At 57.5% G+C, this 26,899-nt stretch carries 22 protein-coding genes and 3 pseudogenes; 12 read left to right on the top strand and 13 right to left on the bottom strand.

Features of this window, described 5'->3' with window-relative positions:
• Positions 1-71 precede the first annotated feature (71 nt).
• Positions 72-1,463 carry an MFS transporter gene (locus tag ACIQYF_RS14955; protein WP_402863019.1) on the bottom strand — a complete coding sequence of 464 codons (1,392 nt, stop codon included), beginning with the start codon at positions 1,461-1,463 and terminating at the stop codon, positions 72-74.
• A gap of 172 nt (positions 1,464-1,635) precedes the next feature.
• On the opposite strand from ACIQYF_RS14955, the gene ACIQYF_RS14950 reads away from it, so the two are divergent.
• From ACIQYF_RS14950 to ACIQYF_RS14940, 3 genes are all read left to right on the top strand, one after another.
• Positions 1,636-2,028 carry a VOC family protein gene (locus ACIQYF_RS14950; RefSeq protein WP_402863016.1) on the top strand — a complete coding sequence of 131 codons (393 nt, stop codon included), beginning with the start codon at positions 1,636-1,638 and terminating at the stop codon, positions 2,026-2,028.
• Positions 2,029-2,146: 118 nt separating this feature from the next.
• Positions 2,147-2,707, top strand: a complete 561-nt coding sequence (locus tag ACIQYF_RS14945; RefSeq protein ID WP_402863013.1) for a tat (twin-arginine translocation) pathway signal sequence — start codon at positions 2,147-2,149, stop codon at positions 2,705-2,707.
• Between the two features lie 12 nt (positions 2,708-2,719).
• Entirely contained in the window at positions 2,720-4,300 is a 1,581-nt protein-coding gene (locus ACIQYF_RS14940) for a GMC family oxidoreductase (protein ID WP_402863010.1), read from the top strand.
• Between the two features lie 130 nt (positions 4,301-4,430).
• Here ACIQYF_RS14940 and ACIQYF_RS14935 read toward each other — a convergent pair whose 3' ends face one another.
• Positions 4,431-5,795, bottom strand: a complete 1,365-nt coding sequence (locus ACIQYF_RS14935; protein WP_402863007.1) for an amidase — start codon at positions 5,793-5,795, stop codon at positions 4,431-4,433.
• 13 nt (positions 5,796-5,808) lie between these two features.
• Positions 5,809-7,083 carry an MFS transporter gene (locus ACIQYF_RS14930; protein WP_402863004.1) on the bottom strand — a complete coding sequence of 425 codons (1,275 nt, stop codon included), beginning with the start codon at positions 7,081-7,083 and terminating at the stop codon, positions 5,809-5,811.
• A gap of 213 nt (positions 7,084-7,296) precedes the next feature.
• On the opposite strand from ACIQYF_RS14930, the gene ACIQYF_RS14925 reads away from it, so the two are divergent.
• The 4 genes and pseudogenes from ACIQYF_RS14925 to ACIQYF_RS14910 all read left to right on the top strand — a co-directional run.
• Entirely contained in the window at positions 7,297-8,337 is a 1,041-nt protein-coding gene (locus ACIQYF_RS14925; RefSeq protein ID WP_402863001.1) for a LacI family DNA-binding transcriptional regulator, read from the top strand.
• 370 nt (positions 8,338-8,707) lie between these two features.
• Positions 8,708-9,594 (top strand): annotated as a pseudogene (locus ACIQYF_RS14920) (nitrilase family protein).
• A 13-nt stretch (positions 9,595-9,607) separates the two neighbouring features.
• A complete protein-coding gene (locus ACIQYF_RS14915; RefSeq protein WP_402862998.1) occupies positions 9,608-10,798 on the top strand; it encodes a hypothetical protein in 1,191 nt (396 codons plus the stop codon).
• A gap of 151 nt (positions 10,799-10,949) precedes the next feature.
• Positions 10,950-11,048 (top strand): annotated as a pseudogene (locus tag ACIQYF_RS14910) (ATP-binding cassette domain-containing protein); the annotation flags it as partial.
• On the opposite strand, the gene ACIQYF_RS14905 reads toward ACIQYF_RS14910, so the two are convergent.
• Positions 11,014-11,223: a hypothetical protein gene (locus ACIQYF_RS14905; RefSeq protein WP_402863235.1), complete on the bottom strand. Its 210-nt coding sequence runs from the start codon at positions 11,221-11,223 to the stop codon at positions 11,014-11,016. The pseudogene ACIQYF_RS14910 and the gene ACIQYF_RS14905 overlap by 35 nt on opposite strands.
• Between ACIQYF_RS14905 and ACIQYF_RS14900 the strand changes: the two genes are divergently transcribed.
• The gene (locus ACIQYF_RS14900; protein ID WP_402862995.1) at positions 11,222-12,571 is read left to right on the top strand and encodes a transposase; all 1,350 of its coding nucleotides are present in this window, start codon (positions 11,222-11,224) and stop codon (positions 12,569-12,571) included. The two genes, ACIQYF_RS14905 and ACIQYF_RS14900, sit on opposite strands and share 2 nt — an antisense overlap.
• Before the next feature lie 359 nt (positions 12,572-12,930).
• On the opposite strand, the gene ACIQYF_RS14895 is transcribed toward ACIQYF_RS14900, so the two are convergent.
• Entirely contained in the window at positions 12,931-13,584 is a 654-nt protein-coding gene (locus tag ACIQYF_RS14895; protein ID WP_402862992.1) for a TetR/AcrR family transcriptional regulator, read from the bottom strand.
• Between the two features lie 237 nt (positions 13,585-13,821).
• Between ACIQYF_RS14895 and ACIQYF_RS14890 the strand changes: the two genes are divergently transcribed.
• From ACIQYF_RS14890 to ACIQYF_RS14875, 4 genes and pseudogenes are all read left to right on the top strand, one after another.
• Positions 13,822-14,661 (top strand): TauD/TfdA dioxygenase family protein, encoded by an 840-nt coding sequence (locus ACIQYF_RS14890; protein WP_402862989.1) that lies wholly within the window; start codon positions 13,822-13,824, stop codon positions 14,659-14,661.
• Between the two features lie 52 nt (positions 14,662-14,713).
• Entirely contained in the window at positions 14,714-15,484 is a 771-nt protein-coding gene (locus tag ACIQYF_RS14885; protein ID WP_402862986.1) for a class II aldolase/adducin family protein, read from the top strand.
• Between the two features lie 79 nt (positions 15,485-15,563).
• Positions 15,564-16,489 (top strand): annotated as a pseudogene (locus ACIQYF_RS14880) (2-hydroxyacid dehydrogenase).
• Between the two features lie 454 nt (positions 16,490-16,943).
• A complete protein-coding gene (locus ACIQYF_RS14875; protein WP_402862983.1) occupies positions 16,944-17,423 on the top strand; it encodes a hypothetical protein in 480 nt (159 codons plus the stop codon).
• 334 nt (positions 17,424-17,757) lie between these two features.
• Here the strand turns inward: ACIQYF_RS14875 and ACIQYF_RS14870 are convergent, their stop codons facing one another.
• The 8 genes from ACIQYF_RS14870 to ACIQYF_RS14835 all read right to left on the bottom strand — a co-directional run bounded on the left by ACIQYF_RS14870 (position 17,758) and on the right by ACIQYF_RS14835 (position 26,794).
• Positions 17,758-18,645 carry a LysR family transcriptional regulator gene (locus tag ACIQYF_RS14870; protein ID WP_402862980.1) on the bottom strand — a complete coding sequence of 296 codons (888 nt, stop codon included), beginning with the start codon at positions 18,643-18,645 and terminating at the stop codon, positions 17,758-17,760.
• A gap of 71 nt (positions 18,646-18,716) precedes the next feature.
• The gene (locus ACIQYF_RS14865; RefSeq protein WP_402863223.1) at positions 18,717-19,172 is read right to left on the bottom strand and encodes a RidA family protein; all 456 of its coding nucleotides are present in this window, start codon (positions 19,170-19,172) and stop codon (positions 18,717-18,719) included.
• Between the two features lie 79 nt (positions 19,173-19,251).
• A complete protein-coding gene (locus ACIQYF_RS14860) occupies positions 19,252-19,644 on the bottom strand; it encodes a c-type cytochrome (protein ID WP_402862977.1) in 393 nt (130 codons plus the stop codon).
• Between the two features lie 10 nt (positions 19,645-19,654).
• Positions 19,655-21,241: a flavin monoamine oxidase family protein gene (locus ACIQYF_RS14855; protein WP_402862974.1), complete on the bottom strand. Its 1,587-nt coding sequence runs from the start codon at positions 21,239-21,241 to the stop codon at positions 19,655-19,657.
• 17 nt (positions 21,242-21,258) lie between these two features.
• Positions 21,259-22,599 (bottom strand): amidohydrolase, encoded by a 1,341-nt coding sequence (locus tag ACIQYF_RS14850; protein ID WP_402862971.1) that lies wholly within the window; start codon positions 22,597-22,599, stop codon positions 21,259-21,261.
• 114 nt (positions 22,600-22,713) lie between these two features.
• Positions 22,714-24,042, bottom strand: a complete 1,329-nt coding sequence (locus ACIQYF_RS14845) for an MFS transporter (protein WP_402862968.1) — start codon at positions 24,040-24,042, stop codon at positions 22,714-22,716.
• A 50-nt stretch (positions 24,043-24,092) separates the two neighbouring features.
• Positions 24,093-25,436, bottom strand: coding sequence for an OprD family outer membrane porin (locus tag ACIQYF_RS14840; RefSeq protein WP_402862965.1), 1,344 nt, complete (start codon positions 25,434-25,436; stop codon positions 24,093-24,095).
• A 65-nt stretch (positions 25,437-25,501) separates the two neighbouring features.
• On the bottom strand, positions 25,502-26,794 hold the full coding sequence (locus ACIQYF_RS14835; protein ID WP_402862962.1) for an ArgE/DapE family deacylase: 1,293 nt from the start codon (positions 26,792-26,794) through the stop codon (positions 25,502-25,504).
• Positions 26,795-26,899 lie beyond the last annotated feature (105 nt).

Genomic DNA, 26,899 nt, shown 5'->3' with positions numbered 1-26,899 from the left:
ATCTGCGCGGCCGGGCACCGATGGTCAAAGGCAGGTGGGTGCGGGTTGCCCGCTCGTCCTACAGCACGCGCCTACTCCCTCTGCAACACCGACTCCCCAGCCTTGGGTGGCAGCCGCAGGTTGTCCAGCAGCGCGAGGGTTGCGATCACTGCCACACACAGGAAGGTCAGTTGAAAGTCGACCGTTTGCGCCTGCCCCGCATTGCCATGGAGGTTCATGGCAAAGCGCAGCAGCAACGCACCAATAGCCACGCCCATCGCCATGCTCAATTGGAAGAACATGCTGAACAAGGTGGACGCATCGCTCATCTGGGTTTTGGGCACGTCGGCAAAACCCAGGGTGTTGTAGACAGTGAACTGCATTGAGCGAGACAAGCCGCCCACAAACAGGATGAACATGATCAACGCCCAACTCATGCGCTCATCCAGCAAGGCGCAGGCGGCAATCGCCAGCACCCCGAGGATGCCATTGACCATCAATACCGGGCGAAAACCCCAGCGCTGCATCACCCGGGTGGTGAACGGTTTCATGGCCAGGTTGCCGGCAAATACCGCCAGCACCAACAGCCCCGCATCGAATGCCGACAGGCCGAACGCCAGTTGAAACATCAGCGGCAGCAAGAAAGGCAAGGTGCTGATCGCCACCCGAAAAATCGACCCACCGAGCAAGCTCACACTAAAGGTGCGCACGCTCATGACGCCTAGCGCCAGCAACGGTTGCGCGTGCTGGCGCATGTGGCGCCAAGCAAACAGCCCAAGCAACAGGCCTGCACCGCTCAGCAGTAGGCCTGGCAGGAGATTGGCGCGGTTTTGCCCAAGCATTTCCACGCCATACAACAACGCCGAGCTGGCGATTCCCACCCGCAGAAAACCACTGAAATCAAAGGTTCTGGCGCTGACGTCGTGTTCCTTGGGAATCAACACCAAAGCGCCGATCAGCGCGAGCAAGCCCAGGGGCAAGTTGAGGTAGAAAATCCACGGCCATGAGGCGTGAGTGACGATAAAGCCGCCCACTGGCGGGCCAAGTATCGGGGCCACCAGACCGGGCCAGGTGATGAATGAAATCATCCGTACCAAATCTTTTTTCTCGGTGGAGCGCAGCACCGCCAAACGCCCGACCGGCACCATCATCGCCCCGCTTATACCTTGCAGCACCCGCGCCATCACGAACGTCTCGAGGCTTTCGCTCATGCCGCACATCAACGACGACAGGCTAAACAGCACGATGGCGACGCTAAAAACCCGTCGTGAGCCGAAGCGGTCGGCCAACCAGCCACTGAGGGGAATGAACACCGCCACCGCCAGCATGTAGGCACTCATGCCGATGTTCACGTCCACGGCGGTAACGCCAAATGTTCTGGCCAGATCTGGTAACGCGGTACTGATCACCGTGGCGTCGAGGTTCTCCATAAAGAACGTGACGGCCACCAACAGGGCGATCAGGGTTGAACGACGTGGGGACATCAGGCACCTGTGTTCAGCGATGGCAACGCCCGACACTTTACGCCCGATGCGTGAACAGAAGGGTGAAAAACGTAGTACCCCTCTATTACCTACCTGCCTGCGCTTGGGCTCATGATCAATTGGAAGGTGCTTATAACAAGAATCAGGCATTCCAATAAAACAGGTAGAGGCAATGGCAAAGTTTATTCACAGCATGATCCGCGTAGGCGATCTCGAAAAATCCATGGACTTTTATCAGCAGGCGTTTGGACTCATGGAATCTCATCGCCTGGACTTCGATGATTTCTCTCTGGTGTATTTGCGAGACATCGAAAGTGGCGCAGAAATCGAGCTGACCTGGAACAAGGGACAGACCGAATACACCCACGGCACGGGCTACGGGCACACCGCTTTCGTGGTGGATGATCTCGACCAGCAGTTCAATCGGCTGACCGAGCTGAAGTTATCGCCCGCACCGATCAAGGCGTTCAAACGGGACGGTGCGTTACTGGCGCGCTTCTTTTTTATCCAAGACCCCGATGGTTACAAGATCGAGGTCTTGCAGCGTGGAGGTCATTACCAATAAAGCGGCTGACTGGACAGGCGTGACGTCATAGCACCCTGTTACCTTTCCCGTGTACCCGCGACCTATGATTTGCCTGTGACACTGTTACTCCTGAATAAAAATAAGAAGGAGACATTTCATGCAAGACCTAAAGGTCAATCGTCGTCGTTTCCTGCAAGGAAGTGGCGGTCTGTTGTTAGGTACCCTCATGTTCGGCTCCGGCCCCATTGCATTACTGGCTCCCAGCCGGTCCTGGGCCATGGAAATGAACACTCTGCCCAGCGAAACAGCGTCGAAGTTGCTGCTCGTGGTGCGCCGCATTTATCCCCATGACCGAATGGAAGACGCTGTCTACGCCTTTGCCGTGAAGGCACTTGATGAGCGCGCGTCTGCCGATCCTTGCGTGTTGGCGCAGCTTGAAAAAGGCTTGTCTGAACTGGACACCCTGGCAGGTGGCCAGTGGTCGAGCCTCACTGAAAACCAGCAAGTCGCCCTGCTCGAAAAAATCCAGGATTCGGACTTTTTCAAACAGGTACGCGGCACCTCGGTCAACTCGCTCTACAGCAATGAATTGGCTTATGAGCATTTTGGCTACGAAGGCGCTTCCTTCCCTAAGGGCGGCTACCTGATGCGTGGCTTCAATGACCTGAAGTGGCTACCCGCCGCGCCAGCAGAAGCCAGTCCCAGTGCGTTTTCTTGAGGAGCAGCGAGCATGACGACTTACAGTTTTGACGACGACTCTGTGGTAATCATCATCGGCTCCGGCGCAGGAGGCGGCACACTGGCTAACGAATTGTGCCAAAAGGGTATTGCGGTGGTGCTGCTTGAGGCCGGCGCCCGGCAATCCCCGGCGACGTTCATCAATGATGAATGGCCTTCATTTGCGCAGCTGTCCTGGGGCGACACCCGGACCACATCGGGCTCTTGGCAGATTGCCCAAGACTTCCCCAACCTGCCCGCCTGGATCTGCAAAACCGTGGGCGGCACCACCACCCATTGGGCGGGCGCCAGCATTCGCCTGCAAGAACACGAATTTCGCGCACGCCAGATGTACGGCGACGTCAAAGGCGCCAACCTGCTGGACTGGCCCTTGACTCTGGCCGAGCTTGAACCCTACTACGAACGCGCCGAAAACAAGATGGGGGTTACACGCACCCACGATATTCCCGGCCTTGCGGGCAATAACAACTTTCAGGTGATGTACAACGGCGCCACAAGGCTCGGCTACAAGCACTGCTCGACCGGGCACATGGCCATCAACCCCCGTGGGCGTGACGGCCGCGCGCAATGCATGCAGCTCGGGTTCTGTTTTCAGGGCTGCAAGATGGGCGCGAAGTGGTCAACCCTTTACACCGAAATCCCCGCCGCCGAAGCCACCGGCAAGCTGGATCTGCGCACTCAAGCGCATGCTGTGCGCATCGAACACGACGCCAAAGGCCGTGCCAACGCCGTGATCTATGCCGATGCCAAGGGCCAATTGCAGCGGCAAAAAGGTCGAATCGTGGCCATTGCCGGCAATGCCATCGAAACACCGAGATTGTTGCTCAACTCCTCCAGCACGATGTTTCCACACGGGTTGAGCAATGGTGCGGGGATGGTCGGCAAACACTACATGCGCCACACCACCGGTTCGGTTTTTGCTGAATTCAGCGATCCGGTGCATTTTTATCGCGGCACTATCATGGCGGGCTTGATCAGCGACGAAGCGCACTTCAACCCTGATCGCGGCTTTGTAGGGGGCTATGAGATGGAGACGATTTCGCTCGGGCCTTCGTTCATGGCCGCGTTTTTCAATCCGGGCGCCTGGGGTCGGGACTTCACCCGCGTGATGGACAACTACACGCACCTGGCCGGCATGTGGCTGGTGGGTGAAGACATGCCCCGCGAGACCAACCGCATCACCTTGAGCGACACCAAGGACCACTTGGGCATCCCGGTGGCCAACGTGCATTATGACGACCACCCCAACGACCTGGCCATGCGTGAGCACGCTTTCAAACAAGGCAGTGCGGTGTACGAAGCGGTCGGCGCGCTGAAAACCCACCGGGTTCCACCCTACCCTTCAACCCACAACATGGGCACCTGCCGCATGAGCCTCAAAGAAGCAGATGGGGTGTGCAATAAGCATGGCCAGAGCCACGAGGTACCCAATCTGTTTATCTCGGATGGGAGCCAGTTCACCACCAGCGCCGCAGAGAACCCGACGTTAACCATCGTCAGCCTGGCCATTCGACAAGCTGATTACATTGCCGAGGCGTTGAAGACCCTGGCAGCAATGGATCGGGCGTCATGACCGGGGAAGTGCTGCATGTGAATGGCGAGTTATATATCGCAGGGTGAGTCTGGCGAACTCTGTTCCAGCGACAGCGTGCAATGTGCAGGAGCGGGCTGCCCGCTCCTGCAAGGAATAGAACCGACTGGCCTTAGCCCCCCTGGTTACGTACAAACAGCTTGGCCATCACCTGCAACAAACGATCATCCTCCCCCGCCGCACCAATCACTTGCAGCCCTACCGGCATGCCATTAACCCACCCCACGGGCAGGCTGATCGCAGGCAGGCCCGTGAGGTTCCAGGCACTGGTGTAGCTCAGTACGGCGGCGCGCACATCGATGTCTTGTTCACCTACACGGACCTCGCGCGCATTCACTTCAGTTGCGGTAATCGGCACGCTGGGCGAGACCAACACGTCATAGCGTTCGAACAAGTGGGCCATTTGCACCTTGTATTGCGCTTGGCTGGCCTGCGCACGAATGTATTGCCAGCCTCTGGTTTCTTGCGACAGTTCGAGGCGTTCGCGCACTTCTTGATCGAACAACTGCGGCGCTTGCTGCATGCGCTCGGCATGAATATTGAAGGCTTCTGCCCGTTGCAGTACCAACAAGGTTTCTTTCATGCCCGCGGCCAGCGGCGCCAGTTCGGCGGCCTCCTGCAACGCGTCGCCAAACAGCTGCTGTGCCGCCTCATAGACCTGATGATCCACGCGGGCATCGACCGGACCAAAACTACCGGAGGTGATCCAGCCCACACGCAGGGCGCGCGGGTCGGCCTGCACAACACATTTACGGCCCGCAATCACTTCGAACAGCAGGCGCGCATCTTCAACGTGATTGGCGATGGGCCCGACATGATCGAGGCTGGATGACAGCGGGAACACGCCTTCCAGCGACACGCTGGCAAACGATGGCTTGAAGCCGACCGTGCCGCACAAAGCTGCCGGAATGCGGATTGAGCCACCGGTGTCGGTGCCCAGCGCCAGCGGCACCATGCCGCTGGCCACCGCCGCCGCACTGCCCGCGCTGGAACCGCCAGTCATGCAACGGGCGTCCCACGGGTTGCGTGCTGCACCCTGCAGCGAACGGTCGCCAGTGGGACCGTAGGCGAATTCATGGGTCAGGGTTTTGCCGACAATCACCGCTCCTGCCTCACGCAAGCGCTTTACACACAACGCATCGTGGCTCGGTTTAAAACCGTCGAAATGCGCCGAGCCATAGGTAGTGACGTAGTCGAAGGTGTCGATGTTGTCTTTGACCGCCACCGGAATGCCATGCAGCGGCCCCAGGTCTTGGCCTTGGGCCAACAGCTCATCCGCTTTAAGCGCTTGCGCCAAGGCGATGGGGGCATCGACCTGCACAAAGGCGTTCAGGGTCGGGTTGAGGCGCTCGATGCTGTCGAGGGCGGCTTGAGTCAGTTCGACGCTCGTCAGGCTGCCCGCACGCAGGCGCTCAGCCAGCACAATGACCGATTGGCCAAAAAAATATCCAGCATGGGTAGGCTTCACCAGGCTCATACAAACAACTCCATCAAACTGCAGCAGGTAGAGGGGATGCAGCCGCCTGTCGACCACCGGGACGCACCATCAACATGGCGCTCATGCCCAGGGCAGTGGCGACTGCCGCAGCCACGAACATCGACGAGTAGCCGTAGCGAACGGTCAGGTAGCCGGTAAGCATGGGAGCGATAAACGAAGCGGTGTTGGCGATGAAATGGGTCATGCCGCTGTAGGCACCCACCCGATTCGACGGCGCGGTGTCGATTACCACGGCCCAGTACACGGAGTTGGGCAGCGCGTTGAGGGCGTTGGCCAAGGTCATCAGGGCGATCACACCCCACACGGTTTGGGCTTGCGACACCATGATGAAACACAGCGTAGTCAACAGCAGCCAGTCGGAGATCTTGCCGCCCAACAGCACAGTGAAGCACGCACCGGTCCAAGGGATCATGCCCATGTACCACAGCGACGACAGGTTGTAGTGGAACTCGTCTTGCAGGTACTTGGGGGTCCAGGTCAGCAACAGGAAGGTGACGTACACAAACGAAAAGTAGCCGACCGCATTGAGCAGCAGGTCTTTGTTCTTGAAGAAGTGCCATACCGGCGAAACGGTGGTGGTTGGGGTCGACGCATTGACCGATTCGGCGCGCTCTTTGCGCAGAAACTCAAGCTCGGCCTTGGACACACGCGGGTTTTCATCCGGAGTGTTGGTGAAGCGTGTCATGAAGAAAATCAACAGCGCCAGGCTGATAACGCCAAGGATCACGAACATGCTGCGCCAGTCGCCGGTCAGCGTTTGCAGCCCCACCGCAATCGGTGCAGTCAGCAGTGCACCCAGCGGAGTGCTAAGCAACCCAACCGACACCACAAAACCGCGCTCTTTAGGGGTCGCCCAGTTCGCCACGCTCTTGTTAATCACTGAATAGGCCGGGCCTTCAGCAAAGCCGAACATCACGCGGATGGTGGCGAAACCGGCCATGGCCGAACCGCCGAGAAATGCCAAACCGAAGTCGCCCGCAAATGCGGTGGCAATTTCAAAGATCGACCACGTAGCACCCGCAATAAACCAGATGCGCCTGGCGCCAAACCGGTCGGCCAGAATGCCACCAATCAACGCGCCGAGGATGTAACCGTAACCGAAGTAACCCAACACCTTGCCCCAGTCGGCCTTGTCGAAACCGTACTCGGGAAGAATGCTCGCCGAGGCATACGCAATCGCGCCGCGGTCAATGTAGTTGAGCAATGCCATCAGCATGATCAGGAAAAAAATCTGGTAGCGGAAAGACGGAATAGCTGGGCTGTTCATAGGGATCTGACTCTTCAAATGATGGCAGAAGTCAAAAAGTCGGCCGCGTCCGGCGTATTTTTATTGTGTGACCCAAACGTTTGGGTTGGAAAAATGTAGAACGCGCAAAAGTTTTAGTCAAACGTTTGGGTAAAAATTTTATCCAAGCGTTGCAGGCGCCTGTTCGGTTAGAATTCGCGCGCTAAATAACAGACAGCAGGAAGCCTCTCACACATGCCGAACCCATCTCGCCCCGCCACCCTGAAGTCCATGGCGACTGCACTTGGGGTGCACGTTTCCACCGTGTCGCGGGTGCTCAATGGCGACCCCGCGGGGGTCGAGCGAGCGGCGTCGCCCGAAGTGGTAGAGCGCATTCGCGCCTTGGCAAAAGAGCTGGATTATCGACCGAACACGCAGGCATCTAACCTGAAATTGCGTAAAAGCCAGGAAATCTGCGTGCTGATGCCACGCCTCACTGATTTGGTGATGGCGACCATTTACGACGGTATCGACAGCACTGCCGAACAGGCCGGCTACCTCACCTTCGTCTCCAATACCGACGACCAGCAACCGCGCCAAATGCAACGTGCCGAGCACGCCTTGCGCCGCTCGGTCGCCGGGCTGATTGTGGGCGACTCACATGTGGGCGAAACCCAGCCCCTGCTTGATTTACTGACCCGCAAACACATCCCCTACGTACTGGTCAGCCGCCAGATAGCCGGGCATGTCGCGGCCTGCAGTGACGATGAGCTGGGCGGTTGGCTGGCCGCCGAGCACCTGTACCGATTGGGCTGTCGCGACGTGGCCATTCTGGCCGGTGAAAAGCATGCCTCGACGGGCGCTGATCGCACCCGCGGCTTCACCCGTTATTACCGCGAGCAAGGCATTACCCTGCGGCCCGAGTGGACCATCAACGGACCATTCGACAGCCTCACCGGACATAAACAAGGCGAATACCTGCTGGGGCTGAAACCACGCCCGCACGCCTTTTTCGCGGTTAACGATTTTCTGGCCATCGGCCTCATGGGTGCTGCACGCGACAAGGGTTTAGTGCCAGGCAAAGACATCGCCGTGGTCGGCTTCAACGACATCCCGCTGGCCAACGAACTCATGGTTCCACTGACCAGCGTGCGCCTGCCGCTGGCCGAAATGGGCCAACATGCAGTTGAGTTGTTGCTCAAGCGCATCAAAGGTGAGCCGGCAGAGTCGATTATGCTCAAGCCGCAATTGCAGGTGCGGGCGAGTTCTTCAGTGTCGCCGGTTAACGCCTTGTAGCCGCTGAGGAGCGACTGGGCAGGTCGCGTCTTGATCCTGCGCTTCAGATGCATCCGCGGTGTAATGTCGTAAATATCTACCACTCACGATTCACCGTTCACTTCTAATGTGCGCACTCCACCGCTGAATACAAAACGGAGCGCACAACTGTGACGATCGGATCAACCTATGACTACCCGGAGTACCGCACACGCCCTTAACGAGACAGCTAACCGCCCTTCCCATGTAGTCCAATTGGATAGATAGCACTTCATTCAAGGCAATGGACTACATCTCAGAAGGATAAAGCCGATAGACGCTGATACTGACAAATCCTCTTACTAAACCCCCGTTATCCAGCGGGTCATAAGAATAAAGAGAGGTTTGAGCCATGAATCAAGCTGTCAGTGCAGTGCGCGTTGCGGTGGTGCAATTCGATCCGCAGGTGGGCATCCAACATAGCCAAAACAACTTGCGACACAGCCTGGAACTGGCCCGTGAAGCGGCCATGAACGGGGCAAATCTTATCGTGCTGCCGGAGTTGGCCAACACCGGGTATTTGTTCGGCACTGCCAGGAAGCTTACCTGCATGCCGAGGTGATTCCCGATGGCCCAAGCGTGCGGGCCTGGCTCGACTTTACACAAAAGCATCAGGTGTATCTGGCCGCTGGGCTGGCGGAACGGGACGGTGTTCAGCTGTTTGATACTGCGGTGTTGCTGGGGCCGAACGGTTTTATTGGCAAGTACCGCAAAGCCCATTTATGGAACCGTGAGAAGCTCTGGTTTACCCCTGGCAATCTGGGTTTCCCGGTGTTTGACACGCCCATTGGGCGTATCGGCCTGCTGATTTGCTGGGATATCTGGTTCCCGGAAGTACCACGCCTGCTGAGCCTGCAAGGGGCTGACATTATCTGCAGTTTGAACAATTGGATCTGGACGCCACCGCCGCTGTTCGATGAAACCGGCAAGTGCATGGCTTCGTATTTGACGATGACTGCTTCTCACGCCAATAACGTGTTTATTGCCGCTGCCAACCGCATCGGCGAGGAACAAGGCGAACGTTATCTGGGCTGTTCTCTGATTACCGGCACCCATGGCTGGCCAATCGCAGAAGTGGCTTCGGCAGACGAGCAAGCCATTCTCTATGCCGATATTGACCTGACGAGCACACGCAGCGCACCGATCTGGAACAACTTGAACGACCTGCACCGCGACCGCCGTGTCGACATGTATGAGTCGATGCTCGGCTATATCGACCACCCTCAACTGCCACGTTGATGAGGACGCCCTCATGCAATCTTTATCGCAAAGAGCGTCTTCAAATACCGCCACCCGTTACCTTGTGTTGCTCATTGCACTCACACTGGCAACCCTCGCGCTGATAAGCGGTTTATCGTGGCTCTACGCCTCGTCGGCGTCAGGTTACTGGCCCGGATATAACGACATGATGGGCGACTGGCCCTCACCACTCGCCTGGCTGCGCTGGGTTATCGGTGACATCAGTGAAGTCGCCTTTTACAAGCACGAGTTCGCTTCGCTGGGGTTGTTGCTTGGTGGCGCCCTGGGTTACTGGGCCAGTCGCTACGCGAAAGCGTGGCGAGGGTTCAGTATCAGTTATGGCTCGGGACTGTGGCCTTGGCTGGTCACCAGTTCTGTGTTGGGGTTGGTACTGAGCAATGCACTGTGGGGCTGGGCCTTGACGGCCGATACTTGGCAGCCCACGTTCGCAGCCTTTGTGTCCTTGCCCGCGGCGATGGTGTTGTTGTTTGGCGGCGGCTGGAAAGTCACGCTGAATGGGGCAATTCTGGGGGCCTTGCTGGTCACGCCGTCTTGCCTGCTAATGGTTAACTTTGTGTGCTTGCCTTTGGGATTGCCTGTGGTGGTTGGCAATGTACTGGGCATGGCACTGGGCAGTGCAGTGGCTTTTGGCATGTGCCGTTTCATGCCTGTACTGGTTAGCCGTCAGGCAGAAAAAAACGTTGCAAAACCTGAAGCCGATCCGCCCCCAGACTACGGCATGGTCTGGACGTTACGCCGGGTACTGGCGGACTTTTCCGAAGCGCCGTTCTTTGGCAATGAATGGGCCAGCCTGGGGATGTTGGCCGGTGTTTTATTGGCTTATACCTTAAACCCGTTAAGCCCCGCTTATGGTTCAGGCCTGTTGCTGCATCTGGTGGCAGCGCAAGCATTGACCTCGTTGCTGGGGGTGATTATGTGGCGTGGTCAATGGCACAAACGCGGCTGGTATCCCACTTATGTGCCCTTGGTGTCGGTGGTACCGGCGGCGGTACTGACCTACGGTGGTAGCGCGTCGGTGATGATCGCAAGCGCTTTACTCGGAGCTCTAATCGCCCCGCCACTGGCGTGCGCCATTACCCAGCGGCTGCCGACGTACATGCACCCTTACATTGGCAATGTGTTGTCGATGGCGATTAGCACGCTGCTGATTGTTCCCGTGATTGGTATCTGGATCGGTCGGTAGCTATTTGACCTGCGCACTACACGTCGATGTCGTAGAAGTTGCCACACGTCACATCCTATTGTTGATCGATCGTACGTGCAGTGAACTCAGTTTTTCTGGTTCGCCGCATACGCTGTCTTTACGACTGCTTGGCAATCGGACTTTGCAGATTGTTCCCGCAGAGGTGGTTGCTTTGCTGGGCGCCAATGGCGCAGGCAAATCAACCTTGGTGAAGATCAGTGCCGGCAGTCAGTCGCAGGATGGCGAATTGCATTGCCACTGACCAACCATTTGCATTCGACTTGACCAGTTGTTTGCATGGCATCTGACCAGCCAACGGGGTGGGCCTTGATCGGCATAAATCGGCCGATTCTGTTGAAAAAGTAGCTCCCCTGTTTGGCCTGCGGCAAAATATCTGCATTGGCCAGCAGGGAAGCACGCAGCATGATGGGACAGTTATCGAGTGGGCAGGAGCGGCTGTTTTACTCGTTCAACCTTGAAGATCACATTCCTGCTAATCACCTCCTGCGCAGCATTGATCGGTGTCTGGATCTGAGCGACCTGCGCCATTACCTCGCCGTTTTTTATAGCCCGATCGGGCGTCCGTCGATTGATCCTGAACTGATGATTCGCATGCTGATCGTGGGCTATTGCTACGGCATTCGCTCAGAGCGGCGGTTGTGTGAAGAGGCCCATTTGAACTTGGCGTATCGCTGGTTCTGCCGATTGAGCCTTGAAGATGAAGTCCCCAATCACTCGACCTTTTCCAAAAATAGACACGGCCGTTTTCGGGACAGCGATCTCTTTCGCTGGCTGTTCAATGAAGTGCTGCGTCGTTGTATGGACGCAGGCTTGGTCAAAGGTGAAGGCTTTGCCGTTGCCAGCCGGCAGCGCGGTGTACCGGGTGATGAACCGGTCAATTGGAGCGATCCGGCCCTGAGCACCCGCGCCGTGCGTGAGTATCTTGAAGCCCTCGATGAAGAGGCTCTGGCCGAAACTCTGCCGAAGCGCCTATCACTGACTGATCCGCAAGCCCGCTGGACCGCAGCGCCCGGTGGCCCAGCGTTCTATGCTTACTCCACGAATTATCTGATCGATACCGAGCACGGCGTGATCATGGATGTGGAACCCACACCGGCTCATCGAACCGCAGAAGTCGAGAGCACCAAGACGATGATCGATCGGGTCGAAGCGCAGTTCGACATCAAGCCAGAGCGCCTCATTGGCGACACCGCTTACGGTACCGCGCCGATGCTGGCCTGGATGGTTGAGGAAAAAGACATCGAGCCGCATGTGCCGGTGTGGGACAAAACCGAGCGTAAGAACGACAGTTTTTCGAGCAACGATTTCCACTGGAATGAAGAGGCTGAGGAATACCGCTGCCCGACCGGCAATCCATTGCGCAGCGAATGGCGAGCCTTCAAAAATGAGCGTTCACACGTCACCAAAGCCAAGACCATCATCTTCAGATCCAGGCAGACCGACTGCGTTGCCTGTCCGATGAAAGCCAAGTGCTGCCCGAACACTGCGTTCCGCAAGATCGCCCGCAGCGTCCATGAGGCCGCACGCGATGTGGCTCGGCGCATTGCAGCAACGCCGGCATATCAGCGCTCTCGCCACGAACGTAAAAAGGTCGAAATGTTGTTTGCCCACCTCAAGCGCATCCTGAAATTGGATCGCCTGCGGCTACGTGGCATGAGTGGCGCGACGGATGAATTCACGCTGGCCGCTGCGGTGCAGAACCTGCGACGGCTGGCCAAATTTTCATCTCAAGGGCCACCAGTCACGGGATAGGTGCGCCTGCACCAAGCAAAAAACCTCAAACTAACCCACTAACAGAGCAGCAAAGGTCAACGAAGGGCCGAGAAGCCACTCAATGTGGTGAGTAGGTTCTCCGGTGGTGGTCGCGCCTGAGTTCAGGCAATCTGAAAGTCCGACTTTTTCAACAGAATAGTCCTATAGCAGCCGTTCGTGACTGACTGCTTTTGGCCGCGAGTCGCCTGTTACGTGGATTTATATTGGCCATCGTTAGGGTTGCTGGAGCCTAGCTTGATTTCACAGAAGCCGAGTGAGTGGAGCCAGCTCGTGAGGTCGCTTTCGATTCAGAGTGTGTAAAAAGGGGGGCTCTTACTGGACTGCTGTATGTCCGCCAGTCAGTCGACTGCAGATGGACGCAGACAACCGATGGCCATGGTGACCAGGCTGTCGAGCAAGGCCGGATGCTCAAGCTGCGCCGGCATGTCTTCCAATATCGAGCGGATTACACTGCGCAACCCCTGCCCGAGCAGATAAGCCGCCAGGGCAGGGTGCTCCGTGCTGATCTCATGCTCGTACAGATGCAGGAGCGGCAGCCAGGTCGCCTCGATGAATTCACCTGTCGTGCGGTAAGGGCCACGCCACATTCCCAGATGAAGGGCGCAGTGGTAACGCAAGTGAAAGGCCTTGTTCAATTTGAACAGACGTGTTTCGACACGAATGATGTTGGCCAGAATATCGCGCAGTGCCGACTTCAAAGGCATGCCAACCAGCCGTTCGCGCACCCTCAGTAGCTCCTCCGATTCCTCGTCGAGAACACGCTCGTACAGCAAGGCGACAATCGCGTCCTTGTTGGGGAAGTATTGGTAGATCGAGCCAACGGCGACCCCTGATATTTCCGCGATGCGGGCGACGGTCAGCGCTTGCTCGCCGGCCCCATCCAGAATTCGCAGGCACGCCTGCTCCACTGCTTCGACCAGTGCGCGAGAGCGTGACTGGGTCGGACGCTTGCGTAGCGCGGGAAGCTGCTCCGGCGAAGAGTGTGGGCCCATCCTGGTTTCAAGGCCTTTCCTGTTCATGGAAATCCGAGTGTTGTATTTTTCGTGGTACTAAAAACTCAATATTTATCAATTGAATCAATAAGTTATTTGCGTATTTTGGTGCTTCCGGAATGCGAATATTCCAGCAGTCGCGACCTGAGTATGATCGTTTTCGTCGATCAGACATCGTCCAAACGCGTAGTGATACGCCCATAAGATCGTATGTTTCAACCTATCGGGAGATTGCCCATGTCTTCATCTTTCACCGTCCGGTCCCTTGGCCCAAGCCTGGGTGCCGAAGTGCTTGACCTGGATCCGGCTTCAGTCGTTTTGCCAGAAACGCTGGCGGCGCTTGAGGCCGCACTCATCAAGCATGAAGCCGTCGTACTGCACGTCCCAGGGCTTAAGCCCGAGCAACATTTGGCGATTGCACGGTATTTCGGTGAGCCGGAAGTACACACCTTCTACCCCAACCTGGGTGAGGGCTTTGAACAAATCACCGTGATCGACTCCAAACTGGGCGATCGAGCTGATATGTGGCATCACGACGAGAGCTTCCTGCCCAGCCCCCCGATAGTCACCATGACTCACGCCCAGATCCTGCCGCCGTGTGGCGGCGACACCTGCTGGATCAGCATGACCACGGCCTACGACGCGCTGTCCGAGCGTATGAAGCACTACCTCGAAGGCCTTAGCGTCTGGCACGATATGAACGGCCCCATGACGACGGCGCTACGCCAAAACGTGGTAACGCACGAGCGCTATGTCGAGGTCATCAAAGCAAACCGACGACACCTGCATCCGCTGGTCACTCAGCACCCGGTGACAGGTCGCAAGGCGCTGTACCTGAGCCCCACCTACACCACCCACATCGACGGCCTGGCGGTCCCCGAGGGCGACGCCATCCTTGCCTACCTGCATGCGCATTGCCAACACGTTCAATTCGGTTTCCGTCATCGCTGGCGCGTCGGTGACATGGTGCTCTGGGACAACCGCAGCGTGCTCCACAACGCCATCCTGGACTATAAACCGCACCAACGGCGCATGCAGCGCACCTCGGTATTCGCTCGCGGATCTTTCCACGGGTAATCCATTGTTGGGTCAATCACAGCTTTTGACAGTCGCAGAAGAGGAAACAGCTATGTTGAAGGACACGCTGAACAAGGAATTGCTGGCCCGCTACGCGCCCAAGCCGGGTCGCCATGCGCTGCTGCCCGAATTGACACCGCAGCAGGCCGTGGCATTGCTGTGCCGGGTGTTGTATCGCGAGGGTTATAACGACCACATCGCCGGCCACATCACCGTTCGCCAGGACGACGGCACTTACCTGGCCAACCCATGGGAGCTGACCTGGGGTGAAGTGACCGCCTCGGATATCGTGCGCCTCGATCCGCAAGGCAAGGTGATCGAAGGGCAGTGGAACATCACCCCGGCCATCAACCTGCACATTGATGTACATAACGCCCGGCATGAGGTCGGCGTAGTGATCCACAACCATCCACAGTGGGGATCGGTGTGGTCGGCGGCCGGGCGTGTTCCACCGATCTATGACCAGACGTCCGCCTTGGTCGACACGGACCCGGTGCTCTACGACGAGTACCGGGGCACCGTTGAAGACACAGAGCGGGGCCGTGCCGTCGTGGACGCTCTTGGAACGCAAAAATGGGCGTTGCTCGCCAACCACGGCGTACTGGTGGTGGCCAATGGCATTCGCCAGGCACATTTACGCGCCATCACCCTGGAGTGGCGCAGCCGCTTGGCCTGGCATGTCGAAATGCTCGGCGGCGGCTCACCGTTGCCCGCCAGCGTCGCGGTTGCAACGGGAGGGCGCACCGATGCCAATGGGTTTCCATTCCTGTGGGAAGCCATGGCTCGCGAGGAAATCCGGCGCGATCCAGGCGTTCTGAAGTAAGCCTTTCTCTCCAGTCGCGGCGGCATGGCGGACGCCCATGCCGCTGATGCCTTGAACCTTGCCGAGACATGACCACGCGATGAGACCCACTTTGCTACTGCTGTCCCGCATGCCCGATAGTTTTATCATCCGCCTGCGCGAGCATTTCGACTGCCACTCGTATTCGCTGCTCGACGAAAAGGCGCTCATCGCGCTGGCCCCCACTGTGCGAGGCATTGTTGCAACTGCCGAGTGCAGCGTGCCCCGTGTATTGATCGCTCGACTGCCAGCACTTGAAATCATCTCGGTGCTCGGTGTCGGTTACGACGGAATCGATCTTGAAGCCGCGCGCAAACACAACGTCTGTGTCACCTATACCCCTGGACTGTCCACCGACGACATTGCAGATTTCGCCATCGCGCTGTTGCTGTGTACCGCACGCCAAGTGTTAACCGCCGACCGGTTTGTGCGAAGAGGTGAATGGACAACCGGCCGTCATCCGATGACTGTGCGGGTGTTCGGCGGGCGAATGGGCATCGTCGGTTTGGGCCGTATTGGCAGAGCAGTGGCTTTGCGAGCCCAGGCGTTCGGTATGAGCATTGCGTATACGGGGCGCACGCTAAAGGCTGATGTGCCCTATCGCTGGTGTAACGATGTACAAGCACTGGCGGCGAGTGTCGATTATCTGGTGGTGTGCGCGAGCGGTGGCTCCGACACTCGCGGCATGATTAACGCGGCCGTGCTGGCAGAGCTTGGCCACCGCGGTGTATTGATCAATATTGCGCGCGGCTCCCTCGTCGACGAAGATGCGAGGCGTTGCGCGAGCGCAAGATTCTCGCGGCGGGGCTCGATGTGTTTTGCGATGAGCCGCACGTTTCGCAGGCATTGCTAGCGTTGCCCAACGTGGTGCTGACACCGCATATGGCCAGTTCTACTCATGCGACAGTTCAGGCAATGCTGGATCTGACGTTCGATAACCTGGCGACTCATTTCGCGGGGGAGCCTGTATTAACTCAAGTGAACTAGCGCTGTTATCGGCAGACCTTGTAGTGATGTTAAACCTTGTCGCGGCCGCTCTGACGGGCTGCTTCTGGCCGATTTCTGCCGGTCAAGGACTTCCCCGTGGGCGGGTCAGATCCCATGCAATTACGCAGCAGGATGGGGGTGAGCTTCAGGTTGACGGGCATCTCCAGCGTTTCAGCTTACCGCTCTCGACACGCAAGGACGGGATTGTGGCGGTGCATAAGCACGTCAACCAAGGTATTGCGCCCGGCTTGAGTGTGGCAGAAAACCTCTTGTTCGATGAGCTAGCCAGCCAGGCGCGGGGTTTTGGCTAGCACGTAAACATATGCTGGAACGTGCGGCGCGTATTGCTGCCGGATTGGGGCTGGATTTGCCACTGGAGCATCTGATTGAAAATCTCGGTGAGGCGGAACGCTAACTGGTGGTGCTGGCGCGGGCTTTTGCGCAAGAGCCGCGCTTGCTGATTCTCGATGAGCCCGCCGCCGCGCTGTCAGATACCGAAGCCCAGCGGTTGTTTGCGTTGGTAGAAACCTTGCGCGAGCGTGGTGTGGCGATTCTTTATATTTCCCATCGTTTGTCCGATCTGCAGCGTTTGGCTGATCGCGCCGTGGTGCTGCGAGAAGGCAAGTTTGCCGGTGAGTTTGGCGCACATCAGCTCAACGAGGCGGTGTACGCAATGCTCGGTGAAGCGCCGGACACCCGGCCCTTTGAGCCACGTTCTGTAGGTCGCCCAGTACTGACATTGCGTGCAATTAAAGTGACGCCAAACTCCGCCGAGTTTGATTTAAGCCTTCACGAAGGACAGGTCGTGGCGCTCACTGGGTGGCTGGGTGCAGGCAAGACAGAAAGTGCGGGCGCCCCGGTGCATCAGTTCAGGAAATGGATGGGTGCTCGATGCACTGGTCGCCACCTTGCTCAATGGATTGGCGATGCTTAACGCACCTTACTACGCCTAGGATTTCTTCAAGGGACTGGTGTTGGTGCTGGCTCTATTTGAGAGCACGGTGGTTTCATCCTGGATTTCTCTGCGATAGAAATCCAAGTGATCTTAAGACGTGCCAAATAGTGAACGTCTGAAGGAGACTCCTGATGAGGCCGAGTTTCTTCAGTAATGATCGTGGTCAAAGTACATCTCCAATGAGCTAAATGAGTTTAGAAGCCCTTTTTTGTGCGTGCCTTGTATGCCAGGCAGATTGGGTAATGAGTTTGAGTTTTTCTGGGTTGAACACCCGGTAGCGAGTACGGCTCTGGGCGTGGAAGCACCTATACCTCTAATAGGTACTCTGCAAAAAAACCTTGAGGCGCTGCGCCAAGCTTTCGAGGGTTAGCGTGCTGTAGTGCTGACGGTCCCAGGCAGCGTGCAGCGTGACACCCAGCTCAACGTGCGGGGTAAGTGCTGATGCTTGAATCAGCACGCAATGCAGCCCGTAGCGCGCAAGGTCAGTCACGACGCCCACGCCACGCCCATTGGCGGCCAATGCCTGAATAATGGGCGACTGATCGCACTCCTCCACCGACGTATAGCGCAATCCTTCGCGCGTCATGGCCAGATCCAGTTCAAGTCGGCTGACGCTTGAACTGCTGGGCAACAACAAGGGTTGATCCGCCAGTTCAGCAAGCGTCACCCTGCTTATTTTGTTGATGGCCCATGGATGATTGCAGCTCACATAGGCTCGAAGCGGTACAAGGCCCAATTGAAGCGTGGCGCAATCCTGCTGCGGCGTGATCGGGGAGACAACCATGTCCATCCCGCCATGCAACAGTTCGTGCAAACCAAAATGCGACGACTCGTGAGTCAGGATCAAGGGATCGTCGACATTCAACGTGCTGATAAAGGGCGCAATCAAGCCAGCGATCGTGGCATAGGTGGCCCCCAGATGAAGGCGTTTAATATGCCCTTTGGACCAGCTCTGCGCCGCCGTCTTTACCGACCGCGCGTTGCTTATCAGTTGGCGTGCCAATGGCACCAACTCGCGCCCGGCAGGCGTTAGCAGCAGGCGATTGCGCTGATTATCGAACAGCTTGAAACCCAGCTCGCCTTCAAAACTCTGTATCTGGCGACTCAGGGCTGGCTGCGCCATATGCAAGTGCAGGGCGGCAGCGGTCACCGTGCCAAAATCGACTACGGCGAGAAAACACTCGACACGTCTTAAGTTCATGGCGCCTTTACCCTTGTGCACTCCTGAAAAGTAGCGCTGGACGATGGCTGCGCTTTTAACAACTCAATCGGTCAGCGACGGACCGCCGTGACTTCTATTTCAACTAGATAACCCGGGTTGGCAAGGCCGGCCACCTGAAACACTGAACGAGTTGGCAGCAGAGGTTGTTGCGCAGTACCGAAGAACCCGGTGTACGCCTTCATGAAACCGGCAAAATCCATGTTGCCTTGCTTTGCCGGATCTCCCACCAGGTAAACTTGCATTTTCACCACATCACCCATGCCCAGGCCAAGACGCTTGAGCGACCTCTCGATACCCTGCAACACATTGACCGTCTGCGCCTGGGTGTCGCCATAGGCGGCGACTGTGTTTTTGTCCTCATCGGCATGGATAACCGCCGGCACCGCCCCACTGAAATTCACAAGCGTAGAGTTTGCCGGAATCTCGATCGCCAAGGCGACTGGAAAATCGGTGTCAGGTATTTTGTGACGGATTAATTCACCGGCATCGGCTTGAGTGATCAGCATACATAGTCCCAGACCAACGGCGAGCGTTTGATGGATGGCGTGATAAAACATTGAGATTCTCTCTTTGCGATGGGTCAAATCAGCGGCCGGTTAATGCTTTTACCGTTGCCATGTTGACCGGCTCATTGAATGAGTTGCCGTTGTGGGTGCGGATGTAGGTCACTACCGCGGCGATTTGTTCGTCGTCCAGGAAGTTCTTGAAGGCAGGCATGCCACCCTGCCCTTGAACCACCATGAACACCGGATAGGCGTCGGCAGAGAGACGCGGATTATTGGCCAGGGCCGGATAGGCTCCCGCACCGTGCGCACCTTGACCTTCGGCCATGTGACAGCCTTGGCAGATGGCCTTGAACAGGTTCTCGCCCTCTCGTTGCTCAAAATGCTCGCCCGGAGCGGACACTTGCGGGTCCAGCGCATGGGCGTGGGCACTCGCCAACATGATCAACAAGAAGGCTGGATAAAGTCGTTTCATGTACTGCTCCTCAGACCTTCGCGCTCGCACGGGCGACAATGTGCGCATGCAGACGGGTGATCGCATCCTGTGCTGAAAGGATGGCGCCTTCCTGCCAGGCCGGCAGGCGCGAGGCATGCTCCCCGGCCAGGACCAGGCGGCCATCGATCTGACACAGATTGTTGTAGTGAGCGTTACGCGAAGCCTCGGTCCAGGCCCCATAACACCCGTTGCTCCAAGGCACACGATGCCAACCCACCGCGATGCCGTTGTCAAACTCGGCCGGGTACTGCGGGTGAACTTGAGCGCCGTACTCCACAGCCTTTTTGATGCGTTCTTCAGGTGTCATGGCCGTAAACTCGAAAGCGTTGTTGTTCTCCCAGAGATAGCCCCCCAGCACCACGCCTTTGCCACGACTGCCGTAATCGCAATTGGGATAACCGATCTGTTGCATCGGTGAGTCCGTGTAACTCACACCGCCATAGATATGTTCGTCCTGCTCCCAGAACCGTCGTTTGAACTGCAAGCCGATTTTTACCGAGGCGTTGTAGGGCACCGCGCGAATGGCGGCCTGCATCGGCGCGGCGCAGTCGATCGGGATCTGGCTCAGGATTGACAGCGGTAACGTGCAAACGCACCAATCCGCCTGCTCTTGCCGGGGCTGGCCACCCTCGCTGCTTTCCCAGGTGACGCTCACACCCTCGGCGTTCTGCTGGATGCGGGTCACCTTGGTATTGAACTGGATAAACCCCGACAATTGGCGGGCGAATGCCTGGGCAATCATGTCCATCCCTCCCACGGGCTGGAACAGGGTGGTCTGGAACTCATGCAACTGACCGACCATCAGGTACAACCACATGCCTGACTGCAGCAGCGCCTGGCGCTCGATGATGGGCGAAGGCTGGGCTGGCGGCATCAGGCCGCCACCGGCATCCACGGCAAAGCCGCGGCGCAGGCTGCTGGTCGTTGACTGACGGTACTGATTATCGGCATCAAGGCCAGCCCAGACCCGCAGGCTTTCCAGGAGTTTTTGCCGATCTTCGGCTGTGACTTCCTGATCCAGCGCGCCCTGGTTGACGGCCTTGCTCAGCAGCTCGGCGATATGGCCCTGGTAATCGGCCTGGACTTCGCGGTAGCGCTTGGGCTTTGCGTCGAACGCCTGGCTGTTATGCACAAACGCGTTGTGGTTCACCTGCACGAAGGGCTCGAGCTTGACCTCGAATTTTTTGCAGTAATCCAGAATGGCGTAGTGATGGTAGGGAATTCGCCAAGGCCCCGGGTTGAAATACAGGCCCGGATCGAAGCGGCACTCCTGAACGGCCCCCCCCAACTCGGTGAAGCGATCACCGCCACGCAAGGTCCAGCAACGGCCTCCCGCCTTGGCGTTATATTCCAAGACTTTGACCTTGTAACCGGCCTGGCGCAGCTCATACGCAGCCGTCATGCCCGCCAGACCAGCACCCAAGACCAGCACGGTTGAACCTTTCGGTGCCTGGCTCAGCTTGAAATCCCCTGCGTAAGTCGACTCGCCGGCAAAACTCAAGGCGCTCATGGCCTGGTACATCGCAGCGGCACCGGCGGTGTTGCCTATCCAGCGCAGCAGCGTGCGGCGTGTCATTTTGGCTCGATCGATCATCACGGCTTTCCCCCCAAACCAGCGAGCAGTGGATAGTTCAGAATGAACTCGACATGAGCCCGCACACCGGTCTTGAGCGTGGCATCGTCAACGGTAAAAAAAGGGCTGTGGTTGACAGGTGCTTTGAGCATGTCCTGGTCAGGAGACGTCGCTCCGAGGAATACAAACAGCGCAGGAACCTTGTTCGCATAATGGGCAAAGTCCTCACTCGCAGCCGAGAAGTTCGGGGTGAGTTTAGCGTTGCCATCGGCCGCCTTTTTCATCGAAGCCGCCATCATGCGAGTCAGGCGCTTATCATTCATCAGCACCGGCGCGTACTCCGCGAGCTCGACGTGGGCGCTAACACCATTCGCTTGGGCAACGTGTTCGATCATCGGCGGCAACTGGCTCAGGATGCCGGCGCGGATCTCATTGTTGTTGGTGCGCACCGTGCCCAACATCGACAAGGAGTCGGGGATGATGTTGCCGACCGTACCGGCGTTGACTGCACCGATGGTCACCACTCCCATGCCCTGACTCAGGTCAGCGCGACGGCTGATGAGCGTTTGCAAGGCAGTGATCATCTGCGCACCGGCGACGACAGGATCCGCGCCTTTCCAAGGCATGGAGCCATGCACCTGGCGTCCGGTTACGGTAATGCGCAGCCCATCGGCACTGTTCAGAGTCGGCCCAGGTTTGTAGCGAATCTGTCCGCTCGGCAGCCCGGCCATGACGTGCAGACCAAAAATGGCCTCGACTTTCGGATTATCGAGCACGCCTTCGGCGATCATTTTCCGCGCACCAATGTCGGCGCCCTGGGTGAAGTTATCGATGTTCGCCCCCCCTTCCTCCGCGGGTTGAAACACGAACACCACGGTGCCCGCAATCTGCTCACGGTGATCGGCCAACAGTTTCGCCGCCCCGAGTAAAATCGCGGTATGCGCATCGTGCCCACAGGCATGCATCACGGGGACTTCTTTGCCCTGGTATTGCGCCCGAGCCGTACTGGCGAAGGCCAGCCCCACAGGTTCCTGCACCGGCAAGGCGTCCATGTCCGCGCGCAAGGCCATCACCGGACCAGGCTTGCCACCCTTGAGAACGCCAATAACTCCCGTATTAGCGACCCCCGTCCGGACTTCAATGCCCAGCGCCTTGAGGCGATCAGCGACCAGTCTGGATGTCTTAAACTCCTGGTTGCCGAGCTCAGGGTGCTGGTGGATCGTGTGCCGCAGTGCGATGACCTCAGGCTCTTCCAGCAAGGCGGCAGCCTTGACCCAGTCATCAGGCTCGCGGGCTTGCGCAGTGCGGGTGAGTGCGGCGGCCAGCATTGAAACGAACAACAGCAGGTAGATGGATTTCATGGGAACTCTCTTTAACGAACAGGCACACCTCTCCCGTGCCTGGAGAAACCAGGAGAAGCCGTACGTGTTGAAAAAAAGGGCAATGGGCGTGTTGCCCATTACCCTGAGGGAAACTCAGTCAGGCTGATGGCGAGTTACAACTAACGTGATGACCGTGGCGCTCAGCGAAATGGCCGCGATCAGACTGAGCAGCAGCGCTGGCCCCCATGACTTGCCATCCGAGAGCATCAGGAACCCAGTGGCCAGTGCCGGCATGAACCCTGCGATCAGGCCGGAAAGGTTGGCCGACAACCCCAGGCCGCTGTAATGCAAGTGCGCGGGAAACAGCCGGGTCAGGACATTGCCGATCGGCGCGTAGGCCACGGTGGACAACCCAAGGCCGAGGATCATTGCAAGGTTGATGTACATGGGTTCACGCGTATCAACCAGCCAGAAGATCGGGAAAGCCAGAGCCAGGGTAATGATGTAGCCGATGATCACCGTTTGCGTCGAGCCAATCCGATCAGCCAGCTTGCCGGACACCACGAGGGTGATCATTTGCATGATCGCTCCACAGGTCAACGCCGTGAGAATGACGTGGCTGGGCAAGTTCAGCGTCTTGGTGACATAGCTGATCATGAACGCGGTGATGATGAAGAAACCGGCATTGCAATACAGGTAGGTGGCGATGCCCAGCACGAGCCGTCCAGGAACTTGGCGGAACAGTTCGAGCACCGGCATTTTCTCGGTTTTGTTCTCACTGGCCAGCCGTTGAAATGCCGGCGTCTCTTCGACTTTCCAGCGCAACCACAGTGCTATGCCAACCAGCACGATCGACACCGCAAATGGCACCCGCCACGCCCACTCCAGGAACGCGTCACCCGGCAAAGAAGCGGCCAGGGCGACGGCCCCCGACGACAGCAAGGTGCCCGTCGGCGAACCCAGCTGCACAATGGCAGCGTACAAGCCGCGCTTTTTCGGTGGTGCGTACTCGATCGCCAGCAGTGTCGCGCCGCCCCACTCGCCACCGGCAGCAATCCCTTGTACCGCACGCAGGATAGTCAGCAGAATCGGGGCGACGATACCGGCCGTGGCGTACGTCGGCAAAAAGCCGATCATGGTCGTGGCTACCCCCATCATCATCACCGTGATGACCAATGCGCTGCGACGTCCATATTTGTCACCGATATGCCCGAATATCACCGCCCCCAGAGGCCGGGCAGCAAAACCAACTCCGAAACTTAAAAACGCGCCCATGATAGAGATCGCCGGGACGTTGCCCGGGAAAAAAAGCGGTGCGAATACAATCGCCGCCACAGTGCCGAACAGGAAAAAGTCGTACCACTCCAGGGCAGTCCCGATATAGGCGGCGATCACGATTTTGCGTGTCTGCGCCGCATCGAGACTGACCGGGGCAGCCCCCGGTTTATCCGTCGAGCTCACAGGGAGCGTGGTGGATTTCATGCGTACTCCGTATTTCTTGGCTGTTATAGGTTTTGTCGAGCGGCGTCGCTTCAGAATATTTTGAACGGCACGTTGACGATCAGGCGAAACTCTTCGAGATTACCTTCGAACTGATTTTCACTCGCGCGATGCCAGGCATATCCGCTGAGTAGGTTGACCCCTTTCAGCTGTCCGGACTGGACGACATAACTGACGAAGGTTCCAACTTCGTAGTGGCTTTCATCGCTCTGCTTGAGGACGGAGGAATAGATACCGTTGCGGCCGCCATCATAGTGAGTGCCATCGATGCCCCACCCCTTGATGTACCAGAGAATGGTCTTGAAGCCCGGGACGCCGTACGCCGTGAAATCATTGATGTAATTGACTTGGAATGAGCGTTCATTGGGCCCGTTGTAGTACGAGAGCATTGTGTTCGGCAGATTGATCGCATTGGATTCGGCCACATAGTCGAAATATTCATCTCCCTTGATCTGCTGCAAACCAAATTTCAACGTATGGTTTTTGTAAGTCGGGGTGATGCTCAGCCCATAAGCCTGCTGATCAATGGTGCCAGCCAATTCCCGGCCACTGGACTGGGTGTTGTAGAAGTCAAACTGAACATCTGTGGTGATCTCGTCCCATTTGAATGTTTGCCCCAGCCCCACGTACTGACGATCCCAGATGTCCTCAAAGCGCGAGGCATAAACACTGGCGCGCCAGCCGCTGCTGGCCAGGTAATCGGCACCGGCGTAGGCCACCCAGTCACTGGTGACCAGCCGCGATCCGAAACTGGGCGACAAATCCTGACTGCCGGCGCCGCTACGTGGCGTCGCCTTGTCGAAGTACCCGGACTTGATCGTCAGGCCTTCAATTTCATGACTTTCCAGCGACACACCGTCGAAAGCCGCCGGTAGCGTACGCGTATCGGAATAGCCCATCACCGGCGTCTTGACCTGGTGTCGGCCGACCTTGAGCACCGTGTCTGACACCTTGAATTTCAGCGCTGCCACGCCAATCTTGCTCCAGTCATCCACCACGTCGCCGTTTTTGTCGACCAACAGGCGATTGCTACCACCGGCAGTGGCCAGTTTGCTGCGCTCCAGCGCAACAGCTGCATAGGCCGATAGATCAAGGCCAAAACCGATCGTGCCTTGGGTGAACCCAGACACATAGTCAAGCTTGAAGCCTTCCAGCCAAGCTGTCCGGTCCCTGACTGGCTTGCGTCCTTCAGAGGTCTGCGCGGAAAAGTAGGTGTCCTTTCGGCCGATTTCGTGCGAGTACCACATCCGGGTATTGAGCATCAGCGAACTGTCCTCGACAAAGCCGGTTTCCTTGGCCTGAACTCCCATAGAACCTAGAAAAAAAGCGGCCGCGAGCGACCCGGCCACCTGAGGTGCCGAACGAACCTTATGCATAACTGAACGCCTTATAATTTTTGTGATGGCAGGCAGAAACTCGAACTTAAGCTTTTTTGTATTTTTTATTGGGCGTGGTTGAGGCCGCACCAGCGTGCGATGAACACGGCCAGAACCTTGGTGACATCCATCATGCTGTCGATCGAAACCCACTCGTCAATGCCGTGAATGGAGCCACCGACAGGGCCGTAACACGTGGCGGGAATACCCCCGTACACGTTGAAAAACCGCGCGTCGGTGGCGCCCTCGAACGTCACCAGAGGCAGTGCCTCGCCGATCACATCGGCATAGGTTTTTTGCAGCGACGCAATCACCGGTTGGTTCATATCGATCTCACAACCCTGCGCCTGAAATCCGCCATAACGGACACGGTACTGAGCAGACGAATGAGCGGGATGCGCAAGGAACAACGCTTCGAGTCGAGCTTCGACCTGCGCTTTGATTTGCTCCACGGTTTTTTCCGGATAAAAACCGATGCGGACATCCAGACGGCACATAGACGGCACTGAAGACGTCCATTCACCGCCCTGAATCTTGCCCAAATTAAAATTGATCGGTTTCGGATGGTGGCTGTAGCAATGATGCCGGTTCGCAGGCTCGTTCCACTCACTTTCCAGCGTCTTAAGGCCGGCGAACATCGCCAAAGCAAAATCCACTGCACTACTGCCCTGCGTCGCTTGGGCCGCATGTGCCGGTTTTCCACTGATCTCCAGCGATAACCAGAGCACCCCCATCTGGCAAGTCATCAAACCCGCTGTTGGCTCGGTAATGATCGCAGCGTCGGCGGTGTACCCGGCGACCAGGCAGGCTAACGCACCATTCCCCGTGCATTCCTCTTCAATCACCGACTGCAGAATAACCTTGGCTGCCGGCTCGTAGCCCAGTCGCTTTAAGGCCTTGAACGCCATGATGTAGCTGACGATGCCGGCCTTCATATCCGAAGCGCCACGCCCAATCAGTTTGTCGCCGTCAACCCACGGCTGGAAAGGCGGCCGGGTCCATAGTCGTTCATCCCCGACTGGCACCACGTCGATATGGCCATTGAAGATAATGGACTTGCCCTGCACAACGTATGGCCGATGAGTGCCGATCACGTTGACTCGGCCATCATAGGAAACCAGCGATGGTGAATACCCAGGGTGATCCTTGATTTGGCTCTCGTCGATCGTCAGCGCTTGAACTTCAAGTTGGAGCTCATCGGCAAACACTCTTTCCATTACGTTCTGCGCCGATTGCTCTTCACCCAGTAGCGAGGCGTGGGATACCAGCTCACTGAGCAAGGCGATCGACTCGTTGCGCAGCGTCTCAACCGTGGCAACGATGTCTTTCTCAAGCGCACTAATGTTTATTTTTTTCATTGTTCAAGTCCACCGATAGCTGGATGTGGGAGGAGCGTAAATTCAGCCGATCATGCCGTCCAATGCTGATTTGCTAGATTATCAATGCTCAAACAGCATGGTATT

The sequence above is a fragment of the Pseudomonas sp. NPDC096917 genome (genome assembly GCF_044762555.1).
Taxonomy (GTDB): domain Bacteria; phylum Pseudomonadota; class Gammaproteobacteria; order Pseudomonadales; family Pseudomonadaceae; genus Aquipseudomonas.
This window is presented reverse-complemented; position numbering and strand designations above follow the sequence as displayed.